The sequence below is a fragment of the Nitratidesulfovibrio liaohensis genome, assembly GCF_011682075.1.
In the GTDB taxonomy this organism is placed as follows: domain Bacteria; phylum Desulfobacterota; class Desulfovibrionia; order Desulfovibrionales; family Desulfovibrionaceae; genus Cupidesulfovibrio; species Cupidesulfovibrio liaohensis.
In genome coordinates, this window is sequence record NZ_VSMK01000734.1 from 1 (window position 1) to 671 (window position 671).

Here is a 671-nt window from a genome sequence, read left to right on the forward strand (position 1 = left end):
CAGCGGGGCATGCCCCAGTTCCGCCAGGTCGGCGCACAGGGCCGTGCACAGCTGCGGCCAGGGCTTCAGGAAGGCCGCCGCAGAATGGCGCAGCGCTGCGCGCGCCCCTTCGCCACCCGCCAGGGCTGTCGCTTGCCCTTCCGCCTGCCCCATGCGTTGGGCCGCGTGGGCCACGGTGTCCATCAGGGCGTGCAGGGCGTACAGCAGATCGAAATAGAGCAGGCGCGGGTCTGCCGCGCGCGAGCGCAGCATGCGTTCACGCATGGAGTACAGCACCACGTTCAGCACTTCGTCCAGCGGGCGGCCCTCGTCCAGGGCGGCCTTCATGTGGTGGCCCTGCCAGCGCCAGCCGCGACGCACCATCTGCAACCGTCCTATGCGCCGCACCTCGAAGGCCTCCACGCCGTCCACGGCCCACAGCAGGTAGCCGTTGTCGCGCAGGCGGCGCGAAAGGTAGGCGTCCTGGCCGTAGCGTTCCTCGTAGCCGGAAAAGCCGCCCACCGCCTCGAAGGCGTCGCGCCGGGCCAGCCAGGCCCCGCCGGGCAGGAACGGCACGGAACCGGCGGCACCCCGGTTGAGGGTATAGGTCAGTTCCAGGTAACGCGAAAGCAGGTCGTCGCCGGTGCGGGGGCGGATGGCGGTGCCCGCCATGCCCACGCCGGGCCGGGCCG

At 72.0% G+C, this 671-nt stretch carries 1 protein-coding gene; it reads right to left on the reverse strand.

Annotated elements, in window-relative coordinates; genetic code table 11:
• Positions 1-671 (reverse strand): glycosyltransferase family 2 protein (locus FVW27_RS18320; RefSeq protein ID WP_279586659.1); only part of this gene is annotated, 671 nt, incomplete at both ends.